We start from the raw sequence: 239 nt of genomic DNA, 5'->3' as shown, positions 1-239 counted from the left end.
GGAGACTTCGGGGGCGGCGGACGGGGGGACCCCCACGGGGTCGCCGGTGATGGCGGGCTGAGGGTCTTCACCGGCGCCGCCGGCCTGCGCACCTGGCGGCAGGCCGGGACCGGCTGGCAGGAGTTCACCGAGGTCACCGGCGGCGCGGATTACAACGGGGACGGTCGTGCGGACCTGGTCGCCCGCACGGCGGCAGGTCAGCTCTACCTCTATCCCCGCAACGGCGCGGGAGGGTTCGG

General features: G+C 75.3%; 1 pseudogene. It reads left to right on the top strand.

Annotated elements, in window-relative coordinates:
• Positions 1–239, top strand: a pseudogene (locus tag KVS71_RS20125) (hypothetical protein); the annotation flags it as partial.

It is taken from the genome of Microbacterium sp. GbtcB4 (genome assembly GCF_019091465.1).
Lineage (GTDB): Bacteria > Actinomycetota > Actinomycetes > Actinomycetales > Microbacteriaceae > Microbacterium > Microbacterium paraoxydans.
This window is presented reverse-complemented; position numbering and strand designations above follow the sequence as displayed.